The organism is Rhodococcus sp. AW25M09 (assembly GCF_000333955.1).
GTDB lineage: Bacteria > Actinomycetota > Actinomycetes > Mycobacteriales > Mycobacteriaceae > Rhodococcoides.
Map to the genome: position 1 here is coordinate 22,739 of NZ_CAPS01000036.1, position 21,621 is coordinate 44,359.

General features: G+C 63.5%; 25 protein-coding genes, 1 tRNA gene and 1 other RNA gene. 14 read left to right on the forward strand and 13 right to left on the reverse strand.

Going from position 1 to position 21,621, the window contains the following annotated elements; translation table 11 throughout:
• Positions 1-7 precede the first annotated feature (7 nt).
• Genes RHODMAR_RS06425 through RHODMAR_RS06435 form a run of 3 tightly spaced genes read right to left on the reverse strand, consistent with a single transcriptional unit; the run spans position 8 to position 2,303 of the window.
• Complete coding sequence (locus tag RHODMAR_RS06425) at positions 8-1,468, reverse strand: dihydrolipoyl dehydrogenase family protein (RefSeq protein ID WP_051047835.1); 1,461 nt, start codon at positions 1,466-1,468, stop codon at positions 8-10.
• Positions 1,465-1,740, reverse strand: coding sequence for a zf-HC2 domain-containing protein (locus RHODMAR_RS06430; RefSeq protein ID WP_008712553.1), 276 nt, complete (start codon positions 1,738-1,740; stop codon positions 1,465-1,467). The genes RHODMAR_RS06425 and RHODMAR_RS06430 overlap by 4 nt, the downstream gene beginning before the upstream one ends.
• On the reverse strand, positions 1,737-2,303 hold the full coding sequence (locus tag RHODMAR_RS06435; protein WP_008712554.1) for an RNA polymerase sigma factor: 567 nt from the start codon (positions 2,301-2,303) through the stop codon (positions 1,737-1,739). The genes RHODMAR_RS06430 and RHODMAR_RS06435 overlap by 4 nt, the downstream gene beginning before the upstream one ends.
• A gap of 123 nt (positions 2,304-2,426) precedes the next feature.
• Between RHODMAR_RS06435 and RHODMAR_RS06440 the strand changes: the two genes are divergently transcribed.
• Positions 2,427-3,059 carry a class I SAM-dependent methyltransferase gene (locus RHODMAR_RS06440; protein WP_008712556.1) on the forward strand — a complete coding sequence of 211 codons (633 nt, stop codon included), beginning with the start codon at positions 2,427-2,429 and terminating at the stop codon, positions 3,057-3,059.
• Here RHODMAR_RS06440 and RHODMAR_RS06445 read toward each other — a convergent pair.
• The 4 genes from RHODMAR_RS06445 to RHODMAR_RS06460 form a co-directional block, all read right to left on the reverse strand.
• On the reverse strand, positions 3,042-3,326 hold the full coding sequence (locus RHODMAR_RS06445; protein ID WP_042938239.1) for a DUF427 domain-containing protein: 285 nt from the start codon (positions 3,324-3,326) through the stop codon (positions 3,042-3,044). The two genes, RHODMAR_RS06440 and RHODMAR_RS06445, sit on opposite strands and share 18 nt — an antisense overlap.
• Before the next feature lie 5 nt (positions 3,327-3,331).
• On the reverse strand, positions 3,332-3,679 hold the full coding sequence (locus RHODMAR_RS06450; protein WP_008712560.1) for a glutaredoxin family protein: 348 nt from the start codon (positions 3,677-3,679) through the stop codon (positions 3,332-3,334).
• An 89-nt stretch (positions 3,680-3,768) separates the two neighbouring features.
• Positions 3,769-4,491: a mycothiol-dependent nitroreductase Rv2466c family protein gene (locus RHODMAR_RS06455; protein WP_008712563.1), complete on the reverse strand. Its 723-nt coding sequence runs from the start codon at positions 4,489-4,491 to the stop codon at positions 3,769-3,771.
• Between the two features lie 74 nt (positions 4,492-4,565).
• A complete protein-coding gene (locus RHODMAR_RS06460; RefSeq protein WP_008712565.1) occupies positions 4,566-5,474 on the reverse strand; it encodes a LysR family transcriptional regulator in 909 nt (302 codons plus the stop codon).
• A gap of 137 nt (positions 5,475-5,611) precedes the next feature.
• Between RHODMAR_RS06460 and RHODMAR_RS06465 the strand changes: the two genes are divergently transcribed.
• Positions 5,612-7,030, forward strand: a complete 1,419-nt coding sequence (locus RHODMAR_RS06465) for an MFS transporter (protein ID WP_008712566.1) — start codon at positions 5,612-5,614, stop codon at positions 7,028-7,030.
• Positions 7,027-7,773, forward strand: a complete 747-nt coding sequence (locus tag RHODMAR_RS06470; protein ID WP_008712568.1) for a 3-hydroxybutyrate dehydrogenase — start codon at positions 7,027-7,029, stop codon at positions 7,771-7,773. Before RHODMAR_RS06465 ends, RHODMAR_RS06470 begins: the two co-directional genes overlap by 4 nt.
• A gap of 179 nt (positions 7,774-7,952) precedes the next feature.
• Here RHODMAR_RS06470 and RHODMAR_RS06475 read toward each other — a convergent pair.
• Positions 7,953-8,040: transfer RNA gene (locus RHODMAR_RS06475), tRNA-Ser, on the reverse strand.
• 95 nt (positions 8,041-8,135) lie between these two features.
• On the opposite strand from RHODMAR_RS06475, the gene ffs reads away from it, so the two are divergent.
• Positions 8,136-8,230, forward strand: an RNA gene (gene ffs, locus RHODMAR_RS27450) — signal recognition particle sRNA small type.
• 54 nt (positions 8,231-8,284) lie between these two features.
• Positions 8,285-9,571 (forward strand): aminotransferase class I/II-fold pyridoxal phosphate-dependent enzyme, encoded by a 1,287-nt coding sequence (locus RHODMAR_RS06480; protein WP_008712569.1) that lies wholly within the window; start codon positions 8,285-8,287, stop codon positions 9,569-9,571.
• 61 nt (positions 9,572-9,632) lie between these two features.
• On the opposite strand, the gene RHODMAR_RS06485 is transcribed toward RHODMAR_RS06480, so the two are convergent.
• Entirely contained in the window at positions 9,633-11,150 is a 1,518-nt protein-coding gene (locus tag RHODMAR_RS06485; RefSeq protein WP_008712570.1) for an MFS transporter, read from the reverse strand.
• A gap of 105 nt (positions 11,151-11,255) precedes the next feature.
• On the opposite strand from RHODMAR_RS06485, the gene RHODMAR_RS06490 reads away from it, so the two are divergent.
• Together RHODMAR_RS06490 and RHODMAR_RS06495 are read left to right on the forward strand one after the other, a co-directional pair.
• Positions 11,256-11,927, forward strand: a complete 672-nt coding sequence (locus RHODMAR_RS06490) for a TetR/AcrR family transcriptional regulator (RefSeq protein WP_008712571.1) — start codon at positions 11,256-11,258, stop codon at positions 11,925-11,927.
• Positions 11,928-12,048: 121 nt separating this feature from the next.
• A complete protein-coding gene (locus RHODMAR_RS06495; protein WP_042938240.1) occupies positions 12,049-13,344 on the forward strand; it encodes a lipase family protein in 1,296 nt (431 codons plus the stop codon).
• A gap of 24 nt (positions 13,345-13,368) precedes the next feature.
• On the opposite strand, the gene RHODMAR_RS06500 is transcribed toward RHODMAR_RS06495, so the two are convergent.
• The gene (locus tag RHODMAR_RS06500) at positions 13,369-13,698 is read right to left on the reverse strand and encodes a YnfA family protein (RefSeq protein ID WP_008712573.1); all 330 of its coding nucleotides are present in this window, start codon (positions 13,696-13,698) and stop codon (positions 13,369-13,371) included.
• Positions 13,699-13,799: 101 nt separating this feature from the next.
• On the opposite strand from RHODMAR_RS06500, the gene phoU reads away from it, so the two are divergent.
• The 3 genes from phoU (at position 13,800) to RHODMAR_RS06515 (ending at position 16,597) form a co-directional block, all read left to right on the forward strand.
• A complete protein-coding gene (gene phoU, locus RHODMAR_RS06505; RefSeq protein WP_008712575.1) occupies positions 13,800-14,453 on the forward strand; it encodes a phosphate signaling complex protein PhoU in 654 nt (217 codons plus the stop codon).
• Between the two features lie 37 nt (positions 14,454-14,490).
• Positions 14,491-15,294 (forward strand): transglutaminase-like domain-containing protein, encoded by an 804-nt coding sequence (locus tag RHODMAR_RS06510; protein ID WP_008712577.1) that lies wholly within the window; start codon positions 14,491-14,493, stop codon positions 15,292-15,294.
• Between the two features lie 70 nt (positions 15,295-15,364).
• The gene (locus RHODMAR_RS06515) at positions 15,365-16,597 is read left to right on the forward strand and encodes a hypothetical protein (RefSeq protein WP_157226013.1); all 1,233 of its coding nucleotides are present in this window, start codon (positions 15,365-15,367) and stop codon (positions 16,595-16,597) included.
• A 138-nt stretch (positions 16,598-16,735) separates the two neighbouring features.
• On the opposite strand, the gene RHODMAR_RS06520 is transcribed toward RHODMAR_RS06515, so the two are convergent.
• Complete coding sequence (locus tag RHODMAR_RS06520; RefSeq protein WP_008712582.1) at positions 16,736-17,353, reverse strand: hypothetical protein; 618 nt, start codon at positions 17,351-17,353, stop codon at positions 16,736-16,738.
• A 295-nt stretch (positions 17,354-17,648) separates the two neighbouring features.
• Between RHODMAR_RS06520 and RHODMAR_RS06525 the strand changes: the two genes are divergently transcribed.
• From RHODMAR_RS06525 to RHODMAR_RS06535, 3 genes are all read left to right on the forward strand, one after another.
• A complete protein-coding gene (locus RHODMAR_RS06525) occupies positions 17,649-18,032 on the forward strand; it encodes a hypothetical protein (protein WP_008712583.1) in 384 nt (127 codons plus the stop codon).
• An 86-nt stretch (positions 18,033-18,118) separates the two neighbouring features.
• Positions 18,119-18,517, forward strand: coding sequence for a hypothetical protein (locus tag RHODMAR_RS06530; RefSeq protein WP_042938228.1), 399 nt, complete (start codon positions 18,119-18,121; stop codon positions 18,515-18,517).
• On the forward strand, positions 18,514-19,113 hold the full coding sequence (locus tag RHODMAR_RS06535; RefSeq protein ID WP_157226014.1) for a hypothetical protein: 600 nt from the start codon (positions 18,514-18,516) through the stop codon (positions 19,111-19,113). Before RHODMAR_RS06530 ends, RHODMAR_RS06535 begins: the two co-directional genes overlap by 4 nt.
• 40 nt (positions 19,114-19,153) lie before the next feature.
• Here RHODMAR_RS06535 and RHODMAR_RS06540 read toward each other — a convergent pair whose 3' ends face one another.
• Positions 19,154-19,375 (reverse strand): hypothetical protein, encoded by a 222-nt coding sequence (locus RHODMAR_RS06540; protein ID WP_157226015.1) that lies wholly within the window; start codon positions 19,373-19,375, stop codon positions 19,154-19,156.
• Between the two features lie 243 nt (positions 19,376-19,618).
• Between RHODMAR_RS06540 and RHODMAR_RS06545 the strand changes: the two genes are divergently transcribed.
• Entirely contained in the window at positions 19,619-19,855 is a 237-nt protein-coding gene (locus RHODMAR_RS06545; RefSeq protein ID WP_008712589.1) for a hypothetical protein, read from the forward strand.
• A 208-nt stretch (positions 19,856-20,063) separates the two neighbouring features.
• Here RHODMAR_RS06545 and RHODMAR_RS06550 read toward each other — a convergent pair whose 3' ends face one another.
• A complete protein-coding gene (locus RHODMAR_RS06550) occupies positions 20,064-21,134 on the reverse strand; it encodes a hypothetical protein (RefSeq protein ID WP_008712590.1) in 1,071 nt (356 codons plus the stop codon).
• Positions 21,135-21,621: the final 487 nt, after the last annotated feature.

Consider the following 21,621-nt stretch of genomic DNA (forward strand, 5'->3'; position numbering starts at 1 on the left):
GGTGGCGCTAGGAGTCGAATCGCCTTCTCACCCAGGCACTCCGAATCTTCGCGACCGTCTTGGTCGCCCGTGCAAGGACAGGTGAATTCAACTGCGCGCGAACGTCGGCAATCGCGGCGTTCCATGGTCCGTCGTTGTACGTCGGGTACGGATGGGTCGCCCCAGCGAGATCGCGGGTGCGCATTCCGTGTTTGACGGCGAGGACGAGCTCCCCCATGGTCTCGCCGGCCCGCGGGCCCACCACACAGGCTCCGACGATGCGGTGTTTGCCGTCGAGCACGAGCGTCGTGAAGCCGTCGGTCCTGCCCTCGGTGACGGCTCGGTCGATCTCTCCGTGCTCGAGCGTCTGCAACCGTAGGCCGGGGATGCGTCGCGCAGTGCGGACATCGATTCCGGCAGAAGCGATCTCGGGATCGGTGAAGGTGACACGCGGAGTGCCCGTCGCGTCGACCTTGCGTGGCAGTCCGAGGACGGCATTGCTCGCGGCCAGCGAGCCGTGCATCCCAGCGGTGTGGGTGAACTGAGGATGGCCGGTCAGATCGCCTGCCGCCCAGATTCGAGGGTTGGTGGTCGCGAGATGGTCGTCGGCGACGACGTATCCACGTTCGTCCACGGCGACGCCCGCGACATCGAGTCCCAGAGATTCGGTGCGCGGAGTACGGCCGGTAGCGACAAGAACCCGATCGAACTCGATTGTGCTCCCGGAATCGGTACGCGCGCAACGAGAGTCGATGTCGACGACCTCGGTGGAGGTGAGCACCGTGACTCCGTCCGCACCGAGGGCGGCCGCGAGCACTGATGAGGCCGACTCGTCCTCCCTGGGCAAGACGGTCTCGGCGCGGCCCACCAGGGTGACCTCCGAACCCAAGCGGGCGAAGGCCTGGGCCATTTCGCAACCGATGTTTCCTGCACCGATGACGAGCAGGCGCTGCGGTAGCGACGCGAGGTCCCACAGGGTGTCGCTGTTGAGGTAGTCGACCGAGTCGAGGCCGGCAATCGCAGGAACGGTCGGACGAGCGCCTGTGGTGATGACCGCTTGGAGGAATTGGATGGGCCGGGAATCGACGGTCACGGTGTCTGCAGCAGTGAAGACCGCATCACCGTGTACCACGGTGACCCCCGCGGCGGTCAGCGCCTCGGGTGAATCGACGGGTGCGATGCGCTCGATGGAGCGGCGCACGTGGGCCATCACTCGCGGGAAGTCGACCCGCATCTCGCCGACGTCGACACCGAGGTGGTGCGCAGACCTGGCGGTAGCTGCGGCCGAGGCCGCCGCGATCAGCGCTTTCGACGGAACGCAGCCGGTCCACAGGCAGTCACCGCCGGTGCGTTCGCGTTCGATCAGCACAACCCCGATGCCGAATCCGGCTGCGGTCTTCGCCGCGACGATGCCGGCGGTGCCGCCCCCAACGACCACGAGATCCGCCTTCTCGGGCCACGCTCTGCTTCCTACTTCTCGTGCTGTCATCTGCTCTCACCTGTCAGTCGGTCCATGAAGCGTCGAATGTGTTCGACGCTGTCCTCATCGGGCATCGTGTCGACGGTCCACCGCGAGAGGGCGGCGCTGATCTGCTTGAACTCCAGCTCCGCGGCACGGCATTTCTCACATACCGCCAGGTGGGCTTCGAGACGTCGGATCTCGTCGGTGCCGAGTGGTGCGGCCGGGTCGGCGTCGAGGTAACGCTGTATCCGCCGCGCCGACCAATGGCACGTCAACATCATCCGTGCGGATCTGATCATGGGTGTCCCTTTCCGGTAGCAGCGACGAACGTGGGCCGAAGGTGACGTCGTACTCGTTCCCGTGCACGGCTCAGTCGTGACATCACCGTGCCGACGGGGACTCCCAGGAGGTCCGCGGCCTCGCTGTAGGTGAGTTGGTCGACGTCGACCAGGAGGAGGACTGTTCGAAACTTCGGGGCCAACGATTGGACGGCCCGCTCGAGATCGTCGGAGAGGATCGACGTCATCACGTGCTCCTCTGTTCCCGGTGGATCGACCCCGAACGCGGGCCGTGTGGAGACGAAGTCGGCGAAGTCGGCGACGGTGTCCGGGCGGCGACGCCGGTGCATGTTCATGTTGGTGTTGCGCAGAATGGTCAGCAGCCACGCGCGCGGGTGCCGACCGTCGAATCTGTCGACGCTGCGCCAGGCGCGCACGAGAGTTTCCTGAACCAGATCCTGGGCGTCGGAGGGGCCGGTCAGGGTTGTCGCCACCCGAAGAAGAACCTCGATCTCCGGTTCGACGTACAGGCGAAAGCCACGCGCCTGCGCGTCGGTGGTTTCAGCGGGTTCGGAATCGTGCACGTTTCAGGGAACCCTTCGACTGGTAAGCAGTGTTCCAAAAGTGACGCTCGATGTTTCCACAGGCACGAGTGTGCCCGGTTCGACCGATTCGACACCGAAACCGACCTGGAACGGACACCCCCGATGAAACGACCCACCCCGTACACGGCGTCTGCGCAGCTGTACGACGTGATCTCCTTCGAATGGCCGGTCTACCGCGCAGGACGGGCCGCCGCGATCGACCTGCTCTCCCTCCCGACCGGCAGTCACGTACTCGACATCGGGTGCGGGACAGGGCTCAACTTCTCGCTCCTGCAGCAGCAGATCGGGCCGAGCGGGTCCATCACCGGCGTCGACGCCAGCGCGCAGATGCTCGACCAAGCCCGTCGCCGGTCCGATTCGGCAGGCTGGTCCAACGTGACGCTGATCGAAGCCGACGCCACCACCGTGGATGCCGCCGAGCTGGGTGACGAGCGACGGTTCGACGCTGCGATCGCCACCTACGCGCTGTCCCTGATGGCGGAATGGGAGTCGGCGCTGAACACGATGATCGCGGCGACGCGGCCCGGCGGCGACGTTGCTGTCGTGGACATGCAGAAGCCCACCGGAGCAGCTGCGGTCTGGACGCCGCTCGCTCGCCTGGCGTGCCGACTCGGCGGATCCGACATCGACGCGCATCCGTGGACGACGATGACCCGACAGCTGACTGAGGTGCGGTCGGCGTCCGTCCGCGGCGGCCACATTCAGGTGCGCGTCGGATCAGTCCTTCCGGACTGACACTCCGTTCCAGAACGCGACACGACCCTTGATCCGCCGCGCGAGCGGGGAGGGGTGACGGTATTCGAATGCCGCGTTCTTCAGTGCAGATCCCTCTACCGTGACGTCGAAGTAGCTGGCCATCCCCTTCCACAGGCACAGTGACTTCGACGCCGTCGAGGTGAGAACGCCGTCGTGTACTGCACCGACGGGAAAGTAGGCATTGCCCTCGACCATCACGATGTCGTCCGACTGCGCAATCCTGTGCTCGCCCACCCACGCCGACATGCTGCTCACGACGTTGCCCGCTTCCCGAAGCCGAACATCGCGCGCCATTTTCCGGTGTCCTCTCGCGGCGGTACCAACTCGTCCACCCGATCGGGCAATTCACTCTCGAGTGCCGCAATGACCTGCTTGACACTCGGGTTGACGAGCGCGCGGCTCCCGATGAAGACGGTCGGGACTGTTTCGTCGCCCCCGGTCGCGGCGCGGACCCGCGCGGCAGCATCGGGTTCCGTCCAGATGTCGATGTCGGTGGTGGCTATTCCGCGCTTGCTCAAACCGCTACGCAGCCTCATGCAAAATGGGCAACCCGGTCGCCACATGACCTCTATACCGTCGACGAACGTCGATGAACTCATACGTGCTCCTGTCTTCGATGTCTGTGCTCACGGAACCCCGCGACCGCGTGCGCTCATTCCAACGCGTGCACAGGAGCCGCGCTGAGGAGTCACTTCTTCTGGCGTCGGCTCCCGCCGTGCCAGTCCTGTTGCACGCCGGCTTCGTCCTCCTGCACACCGAGAGCCTTCAATTGGGGAAGCTCACGCAGGCTGCGCTTCATCTCGGCGAATCCCGGGAAGCGCGCAAGCCCGATCACGTTGTCCCACAGTGGTACTGCTTCTTCGTCGCTGGGCAGTCGGCTGATCACCGGGCCGAAGAAAGCGACGCCGTCCGGTGGCTCGAAGGCGATGATGGGGGTGCCGACGTCCTTGCCGGTCAGCGAGAGCGCATGATCGGTTTCGGCTCGAATCTCCTCGTCGATGGACGCATCGTCCAACGCTGCAGTGTGATGAGTCGGCAGCCCTACTTCTTCGAGAATCGGGGCCAGGAATTCTGCGGTGCCGCGAAAGCCGTGGCTCTTCGCGTCGTCCGGCACCACCTCGGTATCGAAGATGTGCGTGCCGAGGGCCTCGTACAGTGGCCCGATCGCGGCCGAACCGTGCTCACGACGAATATCAGCAGCCGCCCTCAACAGTCGCAGACCAGCAGTGTGTCCGGCCTCGTACTCGGGTGGGAAGTGCGCATCGTAGTCGATGTGGGAATTGAGCAGTCGCAGCGAAATGAATCGCCAGTCGACGGTGTAATCGCGCTGGGCTTGAACCTTGCGGACCCATTTGCTGGTCATCCAGGCGAACGGGCACACCGGATCGAAATAGAAGTCGATATCGGACATCGAGGGGACGCTCCTTCTCGGACGGAAGTTCCGTGCTCTCGACGGTATGCCCACCGATCTCAGTTCTCACCCAACTAGTTCTCACCCAACAGGGCCGTACGTTGCTCGCTGACCACCGCGCGGATCGCGTCGACCACCGCCGACACCTCCGGTCGCCGCAAAGTTTCGGTGCGGGTGACCAGCCAGTAGGTCAATTTCACGGCGATGGCGTCGGGCAGGATTCGTTGTAGGTCGGGGTGACGGTCGGCCATGAAGCAGGGCAACAGTCCGATGCCGGCCGCTGCCCGGGTGGCCTCGACGTGAACGAACACGTTGGTCGAGGTGACCGATTCCCGCATCGTCGGGGTGAAATTCGGGGCCAGATCCAAGTCGTCCACATGCAGCATCGAGTCGATGAAATAGATGAGCGGGTGCGCTGCCAGGTCGGCCGGCACCTCCGGCGTTCCGTGCTCCTGCACATAGGCCTGTGAGGCGTAGAGGCCGAGGCGATAGTCCCCGAGCCGAATCGCTTCGGCGCGATGCACTTGCGGTCGGCCGACGACGATCTCGATGTCCAGGCCCGATCGTTGCTGCGACGCACGACGGGTGACAGCGACGATCTCCACCGACACCCGAGGGTGCGCGCGCTGTACCCGCGCTGCGGCCGGGGCGGCGATGTAGGCGCTGAATCCGTCGGTCGCCGAAATGCGTACGACGCCTTCCAGCGCGCCGGCATCGGTCGAGACGAGAGTGCGCAGCGCATCCTCGACGGCCTCGGCCGCAGCCAGCGCGCCGTGGCCCAGTTGCGTGAGTTCCCAGCCGCCGACACCGCGGGTGAGGACTCGGCCGCCGAGAGTGTTCTCGAGTGCGGCGATGCGTCGGGAAATGGTCGTGTGATTGATGCCCAGGTCGTCGGCCGCGGAGCTGTAGCGACCGGTACGGCTGACGGCAAGCAGCACCAGCAGGTCGTCTGCACTGGGGATCTTCGCCCCGCCGAGGGTCATGTCTGCATTTTTGCAGATCCGGCCTGCGTTCATGGCTCTTGCGTCGACGAAGATCTGCACCAATACTCAGCACATCCCGCATATGTGTGGTCCATCACATGCAGCGACGCGAAGTGCCGAGCAACACAGGAGAAGTTATGAGTGTCGACGAACAGTCGCCAGCAGATCGATCCCAACCGGATCCAGATGCCACCCCGTCCGGTCTCAAGAAGGTCGTCGCCGCCTCGATGGCGGGCACCATCGTCGAGTGGTACGAGTTCTTCCTCTACGGCACCGCCGCAACTCTCGTCTTCAGCAAGATCTTCTTCGCGGCAGGTACCAGTGAGCTCGACGCGATCCTCGCAGCCTTCGTCACCTACGCAGTCGGCTTCGTCGCACGACCGTTGGGCGGCATCGTCTTCGGTCACTACGGAGACAAGTACGGCCGAAAGAAGCTGCTGCAGTTCAGTCTCGTCCTCGTCGGCGGTGCCACGTTCCTGATGGGTTGCCTGCCGACATTCGGCCAGATCGGTTACTGGGCACCGGCACTGTTGGTCCTGTTGCGCTTCATCCAGGGATTCGCCGTCGGCGGAGAATGGGGCGGCGCGGTTCTCCTTGTGGCAGAACACAGCCCCAACAAGTCCCGTGGATTCTGGGCCAGCTGGCCACAGGCAGGCGTTCCCGCCGGCAACCTGCTGGCCACCGTCGTACTGCTGGTTCTGACCACCACGCTCTCCGACGAAGCATTCCTCAGTTGGGGCTGGCGCGTGGCCTTCTGGCTCTCCGCCGTCATCGTCTTCGTCGGCTACTACATCCGCACCAAGGTCACCGACGCCCCGATCTTCCTCGAGGCACAGAAGCAGGCCGAGGTCATCAAGGCTGCGTCGTACGGAGTCTTCGAGGTCATCAAGCGTTACCCGCGTGGGGTTTTCACCGCGATGGGCCTGCGCTTCGGTGAGAACGTCATGTACTACCTCGTCGTGACGTTCACGATCACTTACCTCAAAGTCGAAGTGGGTACCGACACCACGACCATTCTGTGGTGGATGCTCGTCGCGCACGCCATCCACTTCTGCGTCATCCCGATGGTGGGCAAGCTCGCCGATCGCGTCGGCCGCCGACCCGTCTACCTCTTCGGTGCTCTGGCCGCAGGAACCTGGGGCTTCTTCGCCTTCCCGATGTTCAACAGTGGGCACAACGTGGTCATCATGCTGGCCATCATCATCGGCCTGATCTTCCACGCGTTCATGTACGCAACTCAGCCCGCGATCATGGCCGAGATGTTCCCGACGCGGATGCGGTATTCCGGTGTGTCCCTCGGCTATCAGGTCACCTCGATCGTTGCCGGTTCGCTCGCCCCGATCATCGCGGTGTTCCTGCTGAACCGATACGGATCCTCGGTACCGATCGCTTGGTACCTGGCGGGATCGGCGCTCGTCACCGTGATCGCCGTCGTCGCGGCTCGGGAGACCAAGGGTCTGGCCCTCGAGACGATCGACATCGCCGACGCCAAGAATCTGGCCTCCGAGGCCGAGCTTGCCGAGGTGGGCCTGCTCGATCAGAATGCACAGCGGTGACCGACCTGACCGGACGCTCCGCCCTCGTCACCGGGGGAGCGTCCGGCATCGGGGCCGCCTGCGCGCGTGAGCTCGCCGCCCGCGGTGCCCGAGTCACCGTCGCCGACGTCAACGACGTGGCGGCAAAGGAATTGGCGCACGAACTCGGCGGGGAGGTCTGGTCGGTGGATCTGCTCGACACCACCGCCCTGGACAGTCTGAAGTTGGACGTCGACATTCTGGTCAACAACGCCGGCATCCAAACCGTCGCACCGATCGTCGACTTCGACCCGGGCGCGTTCCGCAGAATCCAGACGCTGATGGTCGAAGCTCCGTTCCTACTCATCCGAGCTGCGTTGCCGCACATGTACTCTCGCGGCTTCGGTCGAGTGGTCAACCTGTCTTCGGTGCACGGACTGCGGGCATCGGAATTCAAGGTCGCCTACGTCACCGCCAAGCACGCACTCGAAGGCCTGTCGAAAGTGACGGCCCTCGAAGGAGCAGCTCACGGTGTGACGAGCAACTGCGTCAATCCGGGATACGTACGAACGCCCCTGGTGGAAAAACAGATCGCCGAACAGGCCAAGGCGCACGACATCCCCGAGGACGAGGTACTCGAGAAGGTGCTGCTGACCGAGGCCGCCATCAAACGACTCGTCGAACCAGCCGAAGTCGCCTCGCTGGTGGGCTGGTTGACCTCCGAGAACGCCGGCATGGTCACCGGAGCGTCGTACACCATGGATGGCGGTTGGTCGGCTCGCTAGGTTCGGCACCCCTGCCCCCGATCCTGCGCCCCCGCGGCCCCCGGCCGCGTCAATGGTCCACTGCATACGTCTGAGCGCGTCAATGTGCCATTGACGCGGAACTCCGGGGCGGACGAGCCCGAGGTGTGCCTACCCCAGAACAGCAAGAAGCCCCTGTGACTGGGTCACAGGGGCTTCCCTGGCGGAGGATAGGGGATTTGAACCCCTGAGGGCGTTAACCCAACCCGCGTTCCAGGCGAGCGCCATAGGCCACTAGGCGAATCCTCCGTGGGGGAGCTTACCCGGTTACCCCCACCATCTCCCAAATCGGGAGGCGCGAAGGGTGGTGATGCGGTGCCCGGCGGGAGGCGGCTACACTTCCTAACGGATCCCGCGCGGCGCGCATCCTGTGAACTCCCCCAGGGCCGGAAGGCAGCAAGGGTCAATGGGCTCTGCCGGGTGCGCGGGGTCCCCTTAATTTCAGTGACAAGAACACTGTCCGGGGAAACCAGTCACCGAAAGGCCGCTCCGCATGCCAGCGCAAACCCAGTTGGGTCTGATGAACCATGAGGAGCTCGCCTCCGAGCACGAGCGGCAGAGCGCGAAGTACACGCAGCTCAAAGCCGAGAAGCTCACCCTCGATCTCACTCGCGGCAAGCCGTCGCCCGAGCAGCTCGATCTCGCTGCAGATCTGCTGACGCTTCCCGGCGCGGACTTCAAGGACGGCAACGGCACCGATTGCCGCAATTACGGCGGCCTCGCGGGTCTGCCGGAGCTGCGTGCCATCTTCGGCGAGCTGCTCGGTATACCGGTGAAGAATCTGTTCGCCGGTAACAATGCGAGCCTCGAGATCATGCAGGACTTGGTGGTCTGGGCGTTGCTGCACGGCCTGCCCGATTCTCCGCGCGCCTGGTCGGCCGAGCCGAACGTGCGCTTCCTGTGCCCGGCACCCGGCTACGACCGGCATTTTGCGATCACCGAGAGCTTCGGCATCGAGATGATCCCGGTTCCGATGGGTCCCGACGGGCCGGACGTCCACGAAATTGCCACCATGGTGGCGGCGGATCCGCAGATCAAGGGCATGTGGGTGGTGCCGAACTACGCGAACCCCACCGGAGCGGTGTTTTCGGAGGAGGTCGTTCGCGCGTTGGCAACCATGCCCACTGCTGCGCCCGACTTCCGGCTGTTCTGGGACAACGCCTATGCGGTGCATCCGTTGACCGAGGAGTTCGCGCCGTCCTACGACGTGCTCGGCATGGCAGCCGAGGCCGGCTTCCCCAATCGTCCGTTCGTGTTCGCGTCGACCTCGAAGATCACGTTCGCCGGCGCGGGCGTCAGCTTCTTCGGCAGCTCCGAGGAGAACCTCGCCTGGTACCAGAAGCACCTCGGCAAGAAGAGCATCGGCCCGGACAAGCTCAATCAGTTGCGACATCTACGCTTCTTCGGCGACGCCGAGGGCGTGCGGGCCCACATGGCCCAGCATCGAGAGATCCTGAAGCCGAAGTTCGCGCTGGTTCAGCAGATTCTCGAGGACCGGCTCGGCGCGTCGAAGATCGCGTCGTGGACCGAACCCAAGGGCGGTTACTTCATCAGCCTCGACGTCCTCGACGGCACCGCTGCACGTGCGATCGCGCTGGCCAAGGACGCTGGAATTGCCCTGACGGCCGCCGGCTCGGCCTTTCCGTACGGTAAAGATCCGGAAGACAAGAACATTCGCCTCGCCCCGAGCTTCCCCTCACTCGGTGAGCTGGAGAAGTCGATGGACGGCGTCGCGACCTGCGTGCTGCTGGCCGCGACGGAAAAGCTGCTCGAGAGCTGAACGCATGAGCGGAACTTCGTAGCCCACTACGAAGTTCCGCTCACATGCGGCGCAGCCGCTCTCAGTGCCCGACGACGACCGCACCCTCGGGAGCCGTCGGCAACGGCCCCTTCTTCAGCAACGTGATCGATAGCACGGCTCCGAGCAAGAAGATCCCCGATGCCCACCAGAATGTGGTGGTGTAGCTCGCGAGCTCCGCGTTGGCCTGCAGTAACGCGGCATCGGTTGCCGTTGCCATGTTGGTACTGACGTAGCCGGTCGCGGCGTTGGCGGCGACGGTGCTCAGTAGCGCCGTGCCGATCGAGCCGCCCACCTGCTGCATCGTGTTCACCGTGGCGGACGCGACTCCGGCATCGTCCGGGGAGACGCCCGAGATCGCGCCCTGCATGGCCGGCGCCATGGTGGCACCGAGTCCGAGTCCCATGATGATCAGGCCGGGCAGGATGTGCGTGACGTAGCTGCTGTCGATGTCGATCTGGGTGAGCAGACCCATTCCGATGGAGGCCACGACGAGGCCGGTCGTCATGAGGATGCGTGGTCCGAATCGCGGGAGGATCAGCGCCGTGGACAGCGTCGCGGTGAGAATCAGCGACGCGATCATCGGCATGAACGCGAACCCGGTGGTGATGGGTGTGTAGTTCAGCGTGTTCTGCAGGTAGTACGTCAGGAACAGGAACACCGCGAACATGCCTGCGCCGGTGACGAATACGGCGAGGAACGATCCCGCACGGGTGCGGTCGAGGATGATGCGCAGCGGCAGCAACGGATGCTCGACGCGCGTCTGGATGGTCACGAACACCGCGAGCAGAACGACACCGGCGGCGAGGAATCCGAGGGTGACGGGGTCGCTCCAGCCGTCGGACTCGGCGTGAGCGAAGCCGTAGACGATGGAGAACAGTGCAGCCGAGACCGCCAGGGTGCCGGGGATGTCGAGCTTGGGGCGGACGTCGACCTTGTGCTTGGCCAGGAACAGGAATGCGCCGACGAAGGCGATCGCAGCGAAGATCAGGTTGACGTACAGGCTCCAGCGCCAGTTGGCCCACTCGGTGAGCATGCCGCCGAGGAGCAGTCCCAGGGCGCCGCCGCCGCCGGCGATGGCACCGAAGATGCCGAAGGCCTTCGCGCGTTCCTTGACGTCGGTGAACGTGGTCGCCAGCAGGGACAGTGCGGCGGGGGCGAGCAGTGCACCGAAGACACCCTGACCGGCGCGGGCTGCGACGAGCATGCCGAAGTTGACGGCTGCTCCACCCACTGCCGACATCAGTGCGAATCCGACGAGCCCGATGAGGAAGGTGTTGCGCCGTCCGAAGAGGTCACTGAGCCGTCCACCGAGGAGCAGCAGACTGCCGAATGCGAGGGCGTATGCGGTGACGACCCAGGAGCGGTCCGAGTTGTCGAAGCCCAGGTCGAGCTGGGCAGCGGGGAGTGCGATGTTCACGATGGTCGCGTCGAGCACGACCATGAGCTGGGCCAGCCCGAGCGTCGCGAGAATCAGCCAGCGATTCCGATGCGAGCGCTCGTCGACCGGCGTCGTGGACGATGTTGCGTCGCCCACGTTCTCCGATGAAAGGGTGGTCATAGTGTCCTCGGTTCGACTATGCGGAGGTGTACCCTCCGGTTGTAGAGCCAAGGTAGCAGCTAAGTGGAGGAATGTCCTCCGCTTATCGGGTGAAACGGACATCGAATGAGTGTGAGGCCAGACACAACGGCATCGAAGCCCCTGCGGGCGGATGCCGAACGCAATCGACGCCGCATCGTGGATGCGGCCCGTGAGCTGTTCGCCTCACGCGGCATCGACATCACTCTCGATGACGTCGCTGCCCACGCCAAGGTGGGCGTCGGCACCGTCTATCGACGCTTCTCGTGCAAGGAAGAACTCATCGACGGCGTCTTCGAGCAACGCCTCGAAGACATGCTCGCGAACGCCGAGAGCGCACTCGAAGCCCCGGATGCGTGGCAGGGACTGGTGCAGTTCCTGGCCGATGTCTGCGAGGGAATGTCGTTGAATCGCGGTCTCGGCGACGTCGTATTGGGGTCCGACGAGGGGTGCCGGGGCATCGCGCAGGTACGACGGCGTATCGATCCGTTCTTCGAGAAGATCGTCGATCGAGCGCTGGCGTCCGGGCAGCTGCGTCCCGACATTGCCGTCAACGACTTCTATCCGATTCTCGGCATGATCGGCTCGACCGTCGAGTTCTCCGGCACAGTCGATGCCTCGAACTGGCGTCGTTATTTCACCGTTTTGCTCGACGGCCTTCGGGGTGACGGCGTCCCGCGATCGGAACTCCCTGGGCGTCCGTTCACCGACGATGAGGTCGACGAGGCGAAGACGGCTATGCACCGTCGTCGGCGCTGATCGTGAGGATTCCGAAGTAGCTCTTTGCGTTGTGTGATCGATCACGTAAGGTGCGTCACGATAAGTGCTACGCGGGGTGGCGCTCACTTGGAAACAAGTGTTCGACGTTGGGGGTTATCAGTTGCGTTCCAAGCGCGTGTTCGGTTCGGCTGTAGCGGTAGCAGCTGTGTTCATCGGGGTGACGGCGCCGGCGGTGTCGGCAGCGCCGTCGACGGGTTCGTCCGTCGAATCCGATTTCTACATTCCACCGAGCCCGCTGCCCGCCGGCTCGCCCGGTGACGTACTCCGTTCGGAGCCTTCGAATCTCGCTCTGTCGGTACCCGGAATCGGCGGTCCGCTGCCCGGTGCCGCGACTCGAATCATGTACCGCAGCAACGACTCCAACGACGCCGCAAATGCCGTCACCGGCACCTACATCGATCCCGCCGCGGAGTGGACCGGGCCGGGTGCTCGTCCGCTCGTCGTACTGGCACCGGGCACTCAGGGGCAGGGCGATCAGTGCGCGCCGTCGAAGATGCTCAACAACCTCATCACCTACACCCCACCGCTCGGCTTCATGGTGGAGTACGAGGTGCTCGCGGCGTACTCGTTGCTGTCTCAGGGCTACGGCGTCGTCATCACCGATTACGAGGGCCTCGGTACTCCCGGCGCGCACACCTACGTCAACCGGGCATCGGAAGCTCACGCTGTGCTCGACGCGGCCCGCGCAGCCCAGAAACTACAGGGCACCAAGATTTCCGCGGACGGACCGGTGGCCGCCTACGGCTACTCGCAGGGTGGTGGCGCTGCCGCTGCCGCAGCGGAACTCGCCGGTGAGTACGCACCGGAGATGAACCTCGTCGGCACCTATGCGGGCGCACCGCCGGCAGATCTGAAGCAGACGCTCGAGCAGGTCGACGGCACCATCCTGACGGGCGTCATCGGCTACACCCTCAACGGTTTGCTGAACTCCGACCCCGATCTACAGCCGATCGTCGACGGGAACATCAACGACGCGGGTAAGGCCATGCTGAATCTGGTCGCCGATCAGTGTGTCGGAGAAACGATTCTGAACGTGGGGTTGCACCGCACCAACGAGTACACCAAGACGGGCGAGCCGCTGTCGGTGGTACTCGACCGGTTGCCCAGGGCTCAGGAGATCCTGGCCAAGAACAAGATCGGTGAGCGCACGCCGAATGCGCCGGTGCTGATCCAGTCCGGTACGTCCGACGACATCGTGCCCCACGGACAGGCCGTCGGCCTGGCCGGTGACTGGTGCGGCAAGGGTGCCACCGTGCAGCTGAGCGCCGCGCAGGTTCCGGCCATCGTGCCGGGATCCGGTGCCGGACACCTGATTCCGGATATCCTCGGCCTCGGCGAGGCGCAGAACTGGATCAAGGACCGGTTCTACGGAGTGCCTGCACCGTCCAACTGCTGATCTGCCCTGTACGGCCCGTGCGAGTCAGCGCGGGCCGTACATGATCACCCCGACACCGATCAGTGCGATCGACGCTCCGGCGATGTCCCACCGATCGGGCCGGAAGCCGTCCACCGCCATCGCCCAGAGCAGTGATCCTGCGACGAACACCCCGCCGTATGCGGCGAGGATGCGTCCGAAATTTGCATCCGGCTGCAGGGTGGCCACGAATCCGTAGGCACCGAGGGCTATCACCCCCGCTCCTGCCCACAGCCATCCGCGATGCTCGCGAATTCCCTGCCACACCAGCCATGCGCCGCCGATCTCGAGCAGGGCGGCGACGCCGAAGAGCGCGATCGACTTCAACACAGTCATGCGGTTCAGAGTCCCACAGGGCCGCTGGGGGTGTAGAAAGGTGTGTTCGGGGGTAAGGCCTACACGCCCACACGGGCGGAGCGGTAGGGGTTGAGTACTTTATGCGGGACAGCTACGCGGAAACGCTGGATTCACTGGCGTCGAATCTGTCCGAGATGTCGCGAATTGCCGAGAAGGCAATGATCGACGCGACTGCGTCGTTGCTGACGGCGGACATCGTCCTCGCGGAGAGGACAATCGAGTACCGGGAAGAAATCGACATGCTCGCGGTCGAGTGGGAACACGGCGCATTCGGGTTCCTGGCCCTGCAAGCACCCGTCGCGCACGATCTCCGACGGGTCGTGTCCGGAATCAACATCGTGGCCGATCTGCAGCGGATGGGTGGCCTGGCCGTCCACATCGCCGAGCTGGCCCGTCGCCGTCACCCTGCGCACGTGCTCCCCCCTGAGGTCGAGAGTGTGTTCGAGGAGATGGGCCGAGTGGCCGTCGCGCAGGCCGAGGCCACCCAGCGCGTGTTGGAAACCAGAGATGCCGAACTCGCGGCCAACCTGCGAATTCAGGATCAGGAAATGGACGCACTGCATCGCAGCCTGTTCATGCTGACCTCTGCACCCGACTGGCCGCACGGGGTGCCGGCAGCAGTGGACATCACGCTGCTCGGCAGATTCTACGAGCGCTACTCCGACCACACGGTCGAGGTCGCCAAACGCGTCATATTCCTGGTGACCGGCGAACGTCTCACCGATGAGTCATGATCTGCGCGAAAGGCCCGAAGATGGCAGGATCGGCACGATGAAACGTGACGTCTCCGCGTACCTCGATGTCGACGTGACCGAGGCCAGCACCCTCGAGTTCCAGATCGCGATCGCACCACATCCAGGAACCGACGTGTGGGAAGCACTGTCGTTCACACTCGACGGTCAGCCGATCGAAGCTCAAGAGATCAGCGGTGCTCACGGCACCCGTATCCACAAGCTGTATGCCGGAGTCGGCAAGCTCGAGGCGTCGTACTCGGCAACGATCTACGGCAACACCGAGCCGGCTCCGGTCTCGGACTACGATCTCTCGCTGTATCTGCGGCCCAGCCGCTACTCCGAGGCAGACAAGTTCTTCGGTTTCGCAGCAACGGAATTCGGCTCCTACCCACCGTCGGAGAAGTTGCTGGCCGAGGTGTCGTCATGGGTCGGTGCACGGCTGAGCTATGTGCCGGGCAGCAGCGATCCCATCGACGGCGCCGTCGACACCCTGCTCGCCGGTGCCGGTGTGTGCCGTGATTACACCCACCTCGTGGTGGCACTGCTGAGGGCCGTCAACGTCCCTGCTCGCCTCGTTGCGGTGTACGCGCCGGGCTGCGATCCGATGGACTTCCACGCGGTCGCCGAAGCGTTCGTCGAAGGCCAGTGGCGAGTGGTGGACGCAACGTGCCTCGCGCCGCGATCGACCCTGGTACGCATCGCCACCGGACGAGACGCATCCGACACCGCATTCCTGGACAACCACGGCGGATCGATCATCCTCAACAGCGCCGTGGTCGGAGCCGTCGTCGACGGCCCGTTGCCCTTCGACGACATCACCCAACTGGTGTCGATTACCTAACTGGGTCGCTCCTGCGGGCTCCGCTCCTGGCACCTGATCGGGTCGAGTCTGGCCGCGTTAGGCTGCGGCCGTGCGAATGTCTTTGCGGCGTGGCGGTGTGCGGACCGATGGGGTGGTCGTCGGTGTGGTCGTCGCCTTGGGTGTCGCTGCGGCAGGTCTGACCCACCAACCGATGGGGCAGTCCGGATTGGGCTATCTCAGTGAGCCGGTCGAGTACCCGGTGGATATTCCTGGATGCGAATCCGTGGAGCCGCCCGAGGAAGAGCAGTTCTACGGCGTCGCGACCTCGGGCCAGGAGCGCTACGACAACCCCGACTACCCGTGGTTGACCCCGGAAAAGGCGAATGCGATGTCGGTCGCGGTCCGCGATGCTCTGCCGGCGGGAGTCGACGTGCTGGCTGGATCTGTGGTCTGGTCCTTCGGCGATCCGCTGGTTTTCCAGCCGGTGCCCAGCGCGGACGCGGCATATGACCCTGGCACCACCGCGGACGGACTGGTCTCTCGCGACGGCGTCGAAGGTTCGGTGACGGTCAACGTCACCCGCCTCGCCGACAGCCCCAAGCCGTGCCAGGCCGGATGGCTCGATGCTCGCGAAACCCTGTCCGACGGAACCGTTATCGACACTCGGGACACCTGGACCGAAATCGACGGGGACCGTATCTACTCCAATGTCGTGCGTATGTATGCACGCGATGGTTCCGTCGTAGTGGCCTCGTCGTCGGACTACAACGCCGATTACGAGTCCACCGGTACCGTGCCATTGTCGATCGAGGAGTTGCGCACGATAGCGCTGCGGCCGGAATTGCTCTGGTCCACACCGGTTCCGGATGGAATGCTCCCGCTTCCGATTTCGTGTGACACCAATTCCGAGGGCGCAGGGCAGTTCTCGTCCCGGGCCGTCGATCGCCTGAATGCCTCGCTGGATGACTTCTGGCGGGCGGTCGGGGTGCCAGTCGAACTGGACAGGCCGCTGGGCTCGATGCGAACCTCCCCATCGGGATCGGCCGGAGCCTGCGGAGCCGTGATGGCCGGCGACGGCACCCTTACGATCAGAGTGATCGACGCGGACTACGAGCCGTCCGAGAACCCCTGGGGTGCGGTGACATTGCCGGATGGGTCGCAGTTTCGCGACGATAATCCGGGTGCGAGCAGCATGACTCTCGACGGCGACCCGATCGACGAGGTCACGTTGGTCAAACCCTCGGGCACCCGAGTGGACGTGGAGATTGCGGCGCGTGCAACCAGTGTGGACCGACCTCTATTGCAAGCAATCGCGTTGGCCGTAGCCGGATCGGTCGCCTGACACTCGTGTCCATTGTTGCCTGGCTGTCGTTGTCATGAGAATTGCTGTGCTCGGACGTCGACCCAGTTTTTCGGGCGTCGAATCGGCGCACAGCTCGAAAATCATTGCTGCGCTTATTATTCAGTAGAGGTGAGCTAGTCAACGCCACACGGACGTGTACTCGTACCAGGGGCCGTCGAGGTGGGTGACAGTGGTGAGACCCGACGGTTCGGCGTCGGGGGAGTAGACCCATCCGATGGTGGTGTTGAAAATGCTGGCATTGTCGGTGAAATACACCTCGCCCGATGGTGAACTGTGGGCACTTCTGATGTCGAACGGGCCGATCTCGAATCGCTCTCGCCACACTCCAGGATTGTCATGTAGGTCGACTGCGATGGCATCGAATTCGCTGCGCACGTCCAGCAACGATGTCGATGGCATCAGCGCAAGGAAGGCGAGTCCGGCGAGGACGACAGCAGGGGCCGGTACCACCCACCACGACCATCGCTGATCGCGGCCGAGAACGTAGAGGGTGCGAATGGCCCAGATCAGGCCGGTCACGAGAAATACCAGCACGCACACGATTGCGGCGAGGAGGGGATCGAGCCACGCGTACGAACCGAAAGGGGACGGCCACCAGTTTCGGTCCACACACACCCACACGATGACTGCGACCGTGACGAACGCCAGCAGAATGGGGCCGGGTGGCTTCGACCGCGTAGGCACACCCGTCAACCGGCTGCCGACCCACTTGTCGATCTCTTTCATCACAGCCATCTCTGGAGGGTATCGGGATCGCCGTCATGATTGGCGGTCGTGGAGGTAACGAGGATGATCCGGCACGCGGAGAGCTCGTGTGAGCCGACAACTACTGAGTGCCGCACCGTAAGAGCCCGTCGGATCGCGCCGTAGGTTTTGTTAGCGTCGAACGCATGGCAGTCGACTTTTCGATGTCGCAATTTCTGCGGATCGTCTTCATCTTTGTTGGCGTGCCCTCAGCATTCTGTGCCCTGAGCATCTGGTTCAGATCATCCAAGTCGGACGACGGTGCCGGAACCGGCTCGCTCGGTGTGTGGGGTCCACCGGACTGCTCGCTTTCGTGTTGGGTTTCCTCTCGTGCGCAGGCTGGTTGAGTTGGTCGGCCGCGCAGCGAGGTGAGTTCCGCGGACCCGGGCTTCCTGCACCGAATCAATTCCCGACGTGGCAGATGGTCGCGTGCGGTGCCACGGTGGTGCTGGCGTGCTTCTTCGCCGCACACCTGTCGCGCTGGGCCAAGACTGGTAGCCGCGTTGCAGCACTGGGTATTACGGCTGGATTCTCGACCGCGTTCTGCTTCGATGCGAGTACGGACATCACAGGGCAGTCGGGCGTGGGCGTGCTGCTCTGCATGATTGGTTGGGGACTCGGCCTGGGCGTGCTGATGCTGACACGGAACATGGTTTTGAAACACCGTTGAATATCGACTCGTAGTCGACGAGCCGAGGGTGATCGGTCTGAGGAAGACGTCCGAAGCACGGAGCTGAGATCGGATACGCTGCCGACGTGTCGAGAGCAATATGGTGGGTGACCGTTGTGGTCGCGTCGGCCTTCGTTGCTTTGGTGTGGACGTCGGGGTCGATGGGTGATGTGTCGTTGGAGTGCTCGAAGATCGGCGAAAGCCGGTCTTACTATCGGTGCGAAGACCGCATCGTCGACACAATCGGGGTGTGGCCGGTGATCGGTCTCGGGTTGTTGCTCGCAGCACCGCCCCTGTTCGCCGCAGTGACGATGCGACAGTGGGTTTCCTGGTCGGCCGTCGCAATGCTGGTGTGTGCGTCGATCGCCGGGCTGATCAACTGGTCTTCTTACTGGGGAGAGCTGCTCTCCGCGGTTCCACTGGTCGTCCTCGGATCGGTCGCCGCTGCACTGCACAAGCCGCGCCCGCGCAGAGTAGCCACGTGAGCGAGACTCACGATCAACAACCCCGGCGAGAAAGTCGTCCGGGGCTCGGCACTGCAGTTGCGGCTGCTCTTTTCCTCGGCCTCCTTGCCGGGATGCGGTACGAGTGGTGGGAATACCCCTCACCCGAGGACACACTTCTCGACTTCACAACCGTATGGCTGGCAATTCTCGGCCTCATCGCCACTGGAATCGTGTGGGCAGTCAGGTTGTCCAAGTACTGGACACGACATCGCACACTGACGTGGGCAAGTACGCTCGCACCGCTGCTCGTCTTGGTCACTGTTGCTGCATTCGAGCTGATCGATCTGCCAGTACATCGGGACTTCGATCGGGCACACGACCAGATGGAAGAACTTGCACAAACAATGCTGCGCGACGGCAACTCTCGCGTCGCGTCGACCGAAATTGCTGGTGTGCAGTTCTCCGTCATCTATGTCGGGGAAGACAACTGCGTGTACTTCGTGGACGGCAAGCGAAGCGACGTGATTTCACGACACGGCTGGATGTACACAGCGCAATGCGCTCCTGACGAGAACACATTGCGTTCGCTGGACTCGCCAGCCGACAACTGGCTTGCCTATGAGCAGGGATCGTAGGGTGGTATGAGGGCCGTCTCGCAAGCTCCTATCGAGCGAATCAATGTTCTTTTCGGAACCGTCTACGTATGCGGCTGGTCGCAATAATGCATACGGCCATTGCTGCGAAAGCTATAGCGATGCCGTACTCATCCAATCCTGCAATTTTGCCGATGCCGGGCACGACGAAGAAGAATGCGAGCACGAGCGCAAACAGGCTGATTCCGGGACCGCCCAAATAGTCTCGCGTGGATTGGTCGGCGCGGCGAAGTCGGTTGCCCATGCTCATCGACTGTATTGGGTTCTGCGGTAGATGTCGACCTACGGATGTGCAGGCACTGCGCACGTATTTGCCCCAGCGCGATTTCTCAGCAGCGGCCATCGCAGGTGCCCACAGTGAAGCGGAGGCATGGCTTCGTGTCAGTTGCTCGAAAGGGCAGTGAGTGTCGAATCGGTAGGCTGATGGGAGGATTCCAAGGTGACCGGCCGGTCGAAACTGGATCCGCCGCCGTCGACAGGAGAGGTTATGGACAAGAACTCACGCACCGCAGGGTCGATGGTTATCTTGGTGGTGCGCTTGCTTGCCGGGATATTCATAGCAGGTGCTGGTATCGCGTGGATTCGCGAGCCGGATATGAGTGACCTGTTCGGCGTCGTTCAGCTCGTAGTAGGTATCGCGCTGTTCTGCGAAGCCGCCTACAAGAACCTCTTTTCGCCAAGAGACCCCGGCGCGTCCAGGAAGTCAGGCTTTCGCTCGGTCTGACGTAACCCATCAGTTCTTTAACGCCGTTGTGCATGAGCCATCGAATGGACCTTCACGAATATTCTGGGTACTTACGGCATCGACCCGCCGGCAGTACGTCAGGAATCTTGTCCTCACCTGCGGATATCGGAAATTCGCCCCAGTGCTGCGCAAGGCTGTCCCTCTGTGCGGGTCGTTCGAGAATTACTGCCCGCGATCGACTCGTTGGTCACGGGCTCGGCGGTGTTTTCGGAACGAAACGGGAGACGTCGACCGTGATGGCGGCGACGACGTCGGCGTTGGCAGGGTCGGCGAATGCATCCGATGTTGTCGATCGAACAGTGACCGTCTCCGACTCGGCTGTCAGGTCGGTCTTCGACGCCGTACCGTCTGAGTCGATGCGGCGCAACATATTTGTGCCGTCGACGGACCACTGCGTGCCGTCGGCCGCTGTAGCGCGATCTGCTCGGGAAGCCCGGATGCCGTCAGGGCCGTCGACGGTCACGATGCGTCGGGTAACTCTGTCCAGCAATCGAACTCGCTCTTCATCGGGATAAGTCCTGATCACTCCATGACGTCGGTTGCTGTTCATGGACGACCGTGTCCGCCCCATGAGATACAGCTGTCCCTCGTGGACCGCGGTGCTCCAGCTGCCTTCGGTGGCGTATCGCTCGATGCTCAGCTCACCCTCGGGAGAAATGGTGCACAGATGGATATCGTGCTCGGAGGTGAGCCAGAGGCCGTCGTCGATGGCGTGGATCCGACGCGACCAGCGGTCGTTCGAAGGTTCGATGGTCAGCGGCAGCAGATAGCGAGTGGTGACCGGATCTGTTCCCGCCGTATCGACCTGCAAAAGAACCGGCTCCGACGAGTGCATCACCCAGATCGAATCTCCCCTGATCGTCACAGCTCCAGCTGCGAACGGTGTGAGCGAAGACGGGTGGTCGTCGAGATCTATTTCGATCAGTACACCCGACGCGATGAAGTCGCCGTCTTTGGTGTCCTTGGACGGCCACCAGTCGTGTGCAACGGGAATGGCATCGATCTCGGTGAGCTGGTCGGTTCCATCGATAGTGGTCCAACCTTTTTCTGTCGGTCGAACTTGTTCGTCTACGAGATGCATCAGGCGGATGCGACCGTGGACGCGGGGTGGCGCGTCCACACCGAAGTCGGTGAGCATCGCGTTGAACGTTCCGGTCAGAGTGACCTCGCCATCGGTGGGTTCGTCGTTCCACCACTGGGCGCTCCAGCCGTCGCCGTAGACGAGATGCAGCCACAGTAGACGCCCATCGCGGTGCATGCTGGGTGCTCGACTGTAGGCGGGTCTGGCTATGGCAGTGCGCGTTTCGTCGCAAAGAGAAGGTGTATCCGTTAAGGAGTAGTGCTCGAGGGCGACGTCCGCGAGATCACCGACCGATGCGCGGGGAAAGGAGCCATCCTGTATTACCCAGCCTGCAACAAATACTCTGAGGGTGCGAGTAGACGAAGCGTTCATGCATTTCCCGACGCAGTAGGGGAGTCCGCACGGCGAGGCGTGGCGGGCGTCGGGGTCACCGTGTTCTGAAGACTACATGCGTGGGTAGAAACGCGGGGCACTACGACTCGGTCCGGCGTGCGGTTCAGCTCACCCCTCGTTGCATGTCTCGACGATGACGGGGTCGATCGGATCGGCCGTCAACGCAACCACTCCGGCGAGCCGCGCCTGCAGGCAGAGACCACCCGACATCCATTGCTCCCAGTCGATTTCGTCCTCCTCGTCGAGGTATCCCTCGGGAGCAGATCGGTCG

Coding starts and splice junctions, on each gene's coding strand:
- RHODMAR_RS06460 (WP_008712565.1), bottom strand. CDS start 5,474: ATGACCCTCGGCGGGGCGAAGATCCCCAGTGCAGACGACCTGCTGGTG.
- RHODMAR_RS06520 (WP_008712582.1), bottom strand. CDS start 17,353: ATGGCTGTGATGAAAGAGATCGACAAGTGGGTCGGCAGCCGGTTGACG.
- RHODMAR_RS06440 (WP_008712556.1), top strand. CDS start 2,427: ATGAAACGACCCACCCCGTACACGGCGTCTGCGCAGCTGTACGACGTG.
- RHODMAR_RS06540 (WP_157226015.1), bottom strand. CDS start 19,375: ATGGGCAACCGACTTCGCCGCGCCGACCAATCCACGCGAGACTATTTG.
- RHODMAR_RS06480 (WP_008712569.1), top strand. CDS start 8,285: ATGCCAGCGCAAACCCAGTTGGGTCTGATGAACCATGAGGAGCTCGCC.
- phoU (WP_008712575.1), top strand. CDS start 13,800: ATGCGGGACAGCTACGCGGAAACGCTGGATTCACTGGCGTCGAATCTG.
- RHODMAR_RS06500 (WP_008712573.1), bottom strand. CDS start 13,698: ATGACTGTGTTGAAGTCGATCGCGCTCTTCGGCGTCGCCGCCCTGCTC.
- RHODMAR_RS06450 (WP_008712560.1), bottom strand. CDS start 3,679: ATGAGTTCATCGACGTTCGTCGACGGTATAGAGGTCATGTGGCGACCG.
- RHODMAR_RS06545 (WP_008712589.1), top strand. CDS start 19,619: ATGGACAAGAACTCACGCACCGCAGGGTCGATGGTTATCTTGGTGGTG.
- RHODMAR_RS06455 (WP_008712563.1), bottom strand. CDS start 4,491: ATGTCCGATATCGACTTCTATTTCGATCCGGTGTGCCCGTTCGCCTGG.
- RHODMAR_RS06445 (WP_042938239.1), bottom strand. CDS start 3,326: ATGTCGGCGTGGGTGGGCGAGCACAGGATTGCGCAGTCGGACGACATC.
- RHODMAR_RS06550 (WP_008712590.1), bottom strand. CDS start 21,134: ATGCACCGCGATGGGCGTCTACTGTGGCTGCATCTCGTCTACGGCGAC.
- RHODMAR_RS06465 (WP_008712566.1), top strand. CDS start 5,612: ATGAGTGTCGACGAACAGTCGCCAGCAGATCGATCCCAACCGGATCCA.
- RHODMAR_RS06425 (WP_051047835.1), bottom strand. CDS start 1,468: ATGACAGCACGAGAAGTAGGAAGCAGAGCGTGGCCCGAGAAGGCGGAT.
- RHODMAR_RS06490 (WP_008712571.1), top strand. CDS start 11,256: ATGAGTGTGAGGCCAGACACAACGGCATCGAAGCCCCTGCGGGCGGAT.
- RHODMAR_RS06430 (WP_008712553.1), bottom strand. CDS start 1,740: ATGATCAGATCCGCACGGATGATGTTGACGTGCCATTGGTCGGCGCGG.
- RHODMAR_RS06510 (WP_008712577.1), top strand. CDS start 14,491: ATGAAACGTGACGTCTCCGCGTACCTCGATGTCGACGTGACCGAGGCC.
- RHODMAR_RS06485 (WP_008712570.1), bottom strand. CDS start 11,150: ATGACCACCCTTTCATCGGAGAACGTGGGCGACGCAACATCGTCCACG.